This is a genomic window from Rhodococcus sp. NPDC055112 (assembly GCF_053607505.1).
In genome coordinates, this window is the sequence record NZ_JBSGTR010000066.1 from 25,502 (window position 1) to 31,591 (window position 6,090).

The 6,090-nt window shown below is 69.5% G+C and carries 6 protein-coding genes; all 6 read left to right on the forward strand.

All coding sequences use genetic code 11. The features are described from left to right. Positions 1–21 precede the first annotated feature (21 nt). On the forward strand, positions 22–369 hold the full coding sequence (locus ACWFRB_RS22685) for a UBP-type zinc finger domain-containing protein (RefSeq protein ID WP_452643498.1): 348 nt from the start codon (positions 22–24) through the stop codon (positions 367–369). A 52-nt stretch (positions 370–421) separates the two neighbouring features. Beyond that, positions 422–1,198: a methyltransferase domain-containing protein gene (locus ACWFRB_RS22690; protein WP_452643499.1), complete on the forward strand. Its 777-nt coding sequence runs from the start codon at positions 422–424 to the stop codon at positions 1,196–1,198. A 3-nt stretch (positions 1,199–1,201) separates the two neighbouring features. Then, a complete protein-coding gene (locus ACWFRB_RS22695; RefSeq protein ID WP_452643500.1) occupies positions 1,202–1,978 on the forward strand; it encodes an HAD-IIA family hydrolase in 777 nt (258 codons plus the stop codon). Positions 1,979–2,123: 145 nt separating this feature from the next. Next, complete coding sequence (locus ACWFRB_RS22700) at positions 2,124–2,624, forward strand: DUF6764 family protein (RefSeq protein ID WP_452643504.1); 501 nt, start codon at positions 2,124–2,126, stop codon at positions 2,622–2,624. A 222-nt stretch (positions 2,625–2,846) separates the two neighbouring features. After that, the gene (groL, locus tag ACWFRB_RS22705; protein ID WP_027501235.1) at positions 2,847–4,472 is read left to right on the forward strand and encodes a chaperonin GroEL; all 1,626 of its coding nucleotides are present in this window, start codon (positions 2,847–2,849) and stop codon (positions 4,470–4,472) included. A gap of 536 nt (positions 4,473–5,008) precedes the next feature. Further along, positions 5,009–6,028 carry an alpha/beta hydrolase gene (locus ACWFRB_RS22710; protein WP_452643501.1) on the forward strand — a complete coding sequence of 340 codons (1,020 nt, stop codon included), beginning with the start codon at positions 5,009–5,011 and terminating at the stop codon, positions 6,026–6,028. Positions 6,029–6,090 lie beyond the last annotated feature (62 nt).

The following is a 6,090-nucleotide window of genomic DNA, read 5'->3' on the forward strand; positions in this document are numbered from 1 at the left end:
CGCACGCACGGGAGGATCACGATGACCGAGATTGCCGGGATCGATCCGGACGTCGCACCGAGTGGGCCGGGTTGTGCCGACTGCGACGCGGGCGGGGGCTGGTGGGTGCACCTGCGCCGATGCGCCCAGTGCGGGCACGTCGGGTGCTGCGACACCTCGCCGGGCCAGCACGCGACCGCGCACGCGGCGGCGACCGGGCACCCGTTCATCCAGAGCTTCGAGCCGGGCGAGGACTGGTTCTGGAACTTCCAGACCGAGCAGATGTACGACGGACCCGAGTTGGCCGCGCCGCGGCACCACCCGGTCGACCAGCCGGTGCCCGGCCCGGCGGGCCGGGTGCCCACGGACTGGCAGGACCACGTCCATTAGCGCCGGCCGACCCGATCCGGAGCGAGGGGCCGCGCCGCGGTCCGCGGGTGCGGTGCAGTGGGATCCGGCGCAGTACTCGCTGTTCGGGGCGGAGCGACGCCGGCCGTTCTTCGATCTGGTCGGGCAGATCGGGGCCGTCGACCCGCGCCGGGTCGTCGACCTCGGCTGTGGGCCGGGCACGCTGACCGCGACGCTGGCGGAGCGGTGGCCGGGCGCCGCCGTGCTCGGCATCGACTCGTCGCCGGAGATGATCGCCGAGGCCGTCGGCGCCCACCGCCAGGGGCGCGTCGAGTTCGCGCTGGGCGGCGCGGAGGACTTCTCCGCCGCCGGCGTCGACGTGCTGGTGAGCAACGCCCTGCTGCAATGGGTGCCGTCGCACCGCGAGTTGCTGACGAGGTGGGCGGCCGAGCTCCACCCCGGCGGCTGGCTCGCCTTCCAGGTGCCCGCGAACTTCGGTTCGCCCTCGCACCGGTCGATGCGCGAGATCGCCGAGTCGCCGCGGTGGCGCGAACGACTGGGCGGGGTGCTGCGCCACGACGGCCCGGTGGCCGAGCCCGCTGAGTATCTCGAGCTGCTGCTGGGCGCCGGCCTGCGGGTCGCGGCCTGGCGGACCGAGTACCAGCACCTGCTGCCGGGGCCCGATCCCGTGCTGGAGTGGGTACGCGGGACCGGATTGCGGCCGGTCCTCGATCGGCTGTCCGCCGCCGAGACGGCCGACTTCGAGGCCGAGTACGGGGCCCGCCTGCGGCAGGCCTATCCGCGCGGCCCGTTCGGGACCGTCTTCCCCTTCGTCCGGACCTTCGTGGTCGCGGAGAAGCCGGGGTCGTGAACCGTGGCCGCGGTCGAGGGCGTGCTGTTCGACATCGACGGGGTACTGGTCACCTCCTGGCGACCGCTCGCGGGTGCCGCGGATGCCCTCGCCGCCGTCCGCGGCATCGCGCGCGCCTTCCTCACCAACACCACCTCCAGGACGAGGGCCGAGATCGCGGCGGCCCTGCGCGACTGCGGCATGGCGGTGGACGCGGACGAGATCGTCACGGCCGCCGCGCTCACCGCCGAGCACCTTCGCTCGGCGCATCCGGGGGAGCGCTGCCTGCTGATCAACCACGGCGACATCGCCGAGGACATGACGGACATCGAGTTCGACGCCGACCGGCCGGAGGTGGTGGTGCTCGGCGGGGCCGGGCCCGAGTTCGACCACGCCACGTTGAGCCGGGTGGTCGAGCTGATGCTCGACGGGGTGCCGGTGGTCGCGATGCAGGGCGGACTGACCTGGGCCACCGCGGAGGGCATCCGCATCGACACCGGGGCCTACCTGCCCGGGCTGGAGGCGGCGGGCAACGCGCGCATCACCGTGGTCGGCAAGCCCTCGCCGACCGGGTTCCTGGCGGCCGCCGGGCTGATGGGGACCAGGCCCGAGCGGACGGTGATGATCGGCGACGATCTGCAGAACGACGTGCTGGCGGCCCAGCGCGCCGGATTCGTCGGAGTGCTGGTGCGTACCGGCAAGTTCCGCCAGTCCGTGCTCGAGGCGGCCGAGGCCGCCCCGGGGCATGTGCTCGGCTCGGTCGCGGACCTTCCCGAACTACTCACCGAGCTGCGGGACTGAGGCCGCAGGGGTCGCCCGACCGGCCCGCGGGAAACCGGTGCCGAATCGAGATATGGCGATCCGGTCGTTGCCGGGTGAGTCTTGGGTACCGTCGCGTCGGTATCCGTTCGTTCTGCTTCCGAGGAGTTCTGTGTCGATTCAGCTCATGCCCCGCGTCCACTCCCTCATTCCTTCGATCACCCGCGCGGGCGCGAGTCTGGCGGTCGGCGTCGCGATCGTGGGGGGCATGGCGGTCGCCGGCTCCGGCATCGCGTCCGCCGCGCAGGTCGGTTGCGCCTCGCCGCCGTCGGCGAACGACATCCGGGTCATCGGTGACGCGAGCTGCGGTGCCACCGCGACCCTCGGGAACGCCGGGGCGACCGCGATGGACAGTGGCACCGCGGTGAGCGTGGCCAACGGCGGTTCCGCGAACAGCGTCGCGACCGGCTTCGGGGTCGCGCTCAGTTCCTCGCGCGACGCGGGCGCCGCCCATGCGTACGCCATCGGCGGCGGCATCTCGCACTCGAACGCCTCGAACGGTCACACGACCATCTCGGTGGCTGGCTGGGGCTCGGGGGCGACCGCGGAGGCGTCCGGCGTCAAGTGCGTCGGACCGCTGTCCTTCGCCGTGAACCTGAACACCGGCGCCGTCTGCGCGATGCGCTGACCGACCCGTCCCGACCTTGCACTCGCCACCCCTGAGTGCTAAAAAGGCACTTGGCACTCGCGTCATGCGAGTGCCAGGTCGGGACGGTGAGATCGGGATCCCATCGACACCCCTGGTCGTCCGTCGCGGGCGCCGAGCCTGGCCGTAGGCGTAAATGCGTCATGAGGCGACCCGACGAGCGGTCGCCTGGTGTGTCACCCCAATCCGGAGGATCACTTCGCAATGGCCAAGATCATCGCGTTCGACGAAGAGGCCCGTCGCGGCCTCGAGCGTGGCCTGAACAGCCTCGCCGACGCAGTCAAGGTGACGCTGGGACCCAAGGGTCGCAACGTCGTCCTGGAGAAGAAGTGGGGCGCCCCCACGATCACCAACGATGGTGTGTCCATCGCCAAGGAGATCGAGCTCGAGGACCCCTACGAGAAGATCGGCGCCGAGCTGGTCAAGGAGGTCGCCAAGAAGACCGACGACGTCGCCGGCGACGGAACCACCACCGCCACCGTGCTCGCCCAGGCTCTCGTTCGTGAGGGTCTCCGCAACGTCGCGGCCGGCGCCAACCCGCTCGGCCTCAAGCGCGGCATCGAGAAGGCCGTCGAGGCCGTCACCGCCCGCCTGCTCGACACCGCCAAGGAGGTCGAGACCAAGGAGCAGATCGCTGCCACCGCCGGTATCTCGGCTGGCGACTCGTCCATTGGTGAGCTCATCGCCGAGGCCATGGACAAGGTCGGCAAGGAAGGCGTCATCACGGTCGAGGAGTCCAACACCTTCGGCCTGCAGCTCGAGCTCACCGAGGGCATGCGCTTCGACAAGGGCTTCATCTCGCTGTACTTCGCGACCGACGCCGAGCGTCAGGAAGCGGTCCTCGAGGACGCCTACATCCTGCTCGTGAGCTCCAAGATCTCCACGGTCAAGGACCTGCTGCCGCTGCTGGAGAAGGTCATCCAGTCCGGCAAGCCGCTGGTCATCATCGCCGAGGACGTCGAGGGCGAGGCCCTGTCCACCCTGGTGGTCAACAAGATCCGTGGCACCTTCAAGTCGGTCGCCGTCAAGGCCCCCGGCTTCGGTGACCGTCGCAAGGCGCAGCTCGCCGACATCGCCATCCTCACCGGTGGCGAGGTCATCAGCGAAGAGGTCGGCCTCTCCCTGGAGACCGCCGGACTCGAGCTGCTCGGCCGCGCCCGCAAGGTCGTCGTCAGCAAGGACGAGACCACCATCGTCGAGGGTGCAGGCGACGCCGACGCCATCGCCGGTCGCGTCAACCAGATCCGCGCCGAGATCGAGTCCTCGGATTCGGACTACGACCGCGAGAAGCTGCAGGAGCGCCTGGCCAAGCTGGCCGGTGGCGTCGCCGTCATCAAGGCGGGCGCCGCGACCGAGGTCGAGCTCAAGGAGCGCAAGCACCGCATCGAAGATGCCGTGCGCAACGCCAAGGCCGCCGTCGAGGAGGGCATCGTCGCCGGTGGTGGCGTGGCCCTGCTGCAGTCCGCCCCCGCGCTGGACGACCTGAAGCTCGAAGGCGACGAGGCCACCGGCGCGAACATCGTTCGTGTCGCCCTCGAGGCCCCGCTCAAGCAGATCGCGTTCAACGCTGGCCTCGAGCCCGGCGTCGTCGCGGAGAAGGTTCGCAACCTGCCCGCAGGCCACGGCCTCAACGCCGCGACCAACGAGTACGGCGACCTGCTCGAAGCCGGCATCAACGACCCGGTCAAGGTCACCCGCTCGGCGCTGCAGAACGCAGCCTCGATCGCGGCTCTGTTCCTCACCACCGAGGCCGTTGTCGCCGACAAGCCGGAGAAGGCCGGAGCGCCCGTTGGCGATCCGACCGGCGGCATGGGCGGCATGGACTTCTAGTCCACAGCCACACCAGTTCCACCCGGCGGGGCCCGGGTCACCCGAACAGGGTGGCCCGGGCCCCGCTCGTCGGCGTGGTGCCTGCGGAAACGCGTTGTTCACCCGAGCGACCAACGTAGGTCACCGTTTTGGACGCTCGGTCCACTATCTTCATTACCTGTGGCGAGGGGTCACACGCAGTTTCTGCGGTAGGTCGAATTCTTGGAGGATCACATGGGTTCCATCAGCACCATCATCTCGCTCTTCGAGCTCTACCAGCTGCTGAGCAAGTTCAGCTGATCCCCCGAGCCGGCGGCCGGACTCCCGTGTGGGGTCCGGCCGTCGTCTTGCTGTTGAACCGGTTTCGCAATTTCTGTGACAGTCGTACACGTTCCGGGTAAGACTGTCGACGCGGGATGACCACGCAGGCGCGGTGCCTGCGTAAGATCACCCGCGGCAAGCCGAGGGTCCATGCGTACCTGCGCGTGGACCCCCGTTCTGTAGAGAAGTACCGAACACCCACCGATCTCGGCCCTAGACAGTCAGGTGCAGCACACATGAGCAACCTTCGTCGATCCGGCGCCCGCAAGGCACGCCTGGCAGTGGCCGCAGCGGCCCTGATGATCCTTCCCCTGGTCGGTGCGGGCGGAGTCGCCACCGCAGCACCCGCGGGCGAGCAGTCCGGCTCGAAGATCGAGCGGGTCGAGGGCAGCGGGCGTCAGGTGACCGCGTACGTATACTCGGCGTCGATGGGCAAGACCATTCCGGTCAAGGTTCAGCGCCCGATGGACAGCAGCGCACCGAGGCCGACCCTGTACCTGCTCAACGGCGCGGGCGGCGGCGAGGATTCGGCCACCTGGCAGCGCCGCACGGATGTCGCGACGTTCTTCGCGGACAAGAACGTGAACGTGGTGACCCCTGTCGGTGGCGCCTTCAGCTATTACACCGACTGGCAGAAGGACGACCCGAAGCTCGGCAAGAACAAGTGGACGACCTTCCTGACCAAGGAACTGCCGCCGCTGATTGACTCCGAGTTCAAGGCCAACGGCGTGAACTCGATGGCGGCCATCTCCATGACCGGCACCTCGGTGCTCAACATGGCGATCGCGGCCCCCGGTCTCTACAAGAGCGTCGCCTCCTACAGTGGCTGCGCCGAGACCAGCACCGACATGGGCCGGGCCTACATCAAGATGGTCGTCGAGTCGCGGGGCGGCGCCAAGGTCGAGAACATGTGGGGCGCGAAGAACGACGCGGCCTGGGTGGCGAACGACCCGGTCGTCAACGCCGAGAAGCTGCGCGGGACCCAGCTGTACATCTCCTCCGGCAATGGACTGCCCGGAGCGCACGACAACCTGGAGGAGACCGGCGGCATCTCCGGTCTGGCGAACCAGGCGCTGCTCGGCGGCGTGATCGAGGGCGCGACCCTGATCTGCACCAACAACCTGTCCAAGCGGCTCGGTGAGCTCGGCATCCCGGCCGTCGTCGACTTCCGGCCGAACGGCACCCACTCGTGGGGCTACTGGCAGGACGACCTGCACAAGTCGTGGCCAATGCTGGCCGCGTCGATCGGTCTGTAACAGGCCCGACAGCTCAGGCGACAGCGACGGCGCCGATCCCGCGGAGTACGCGGGGTCGGCGC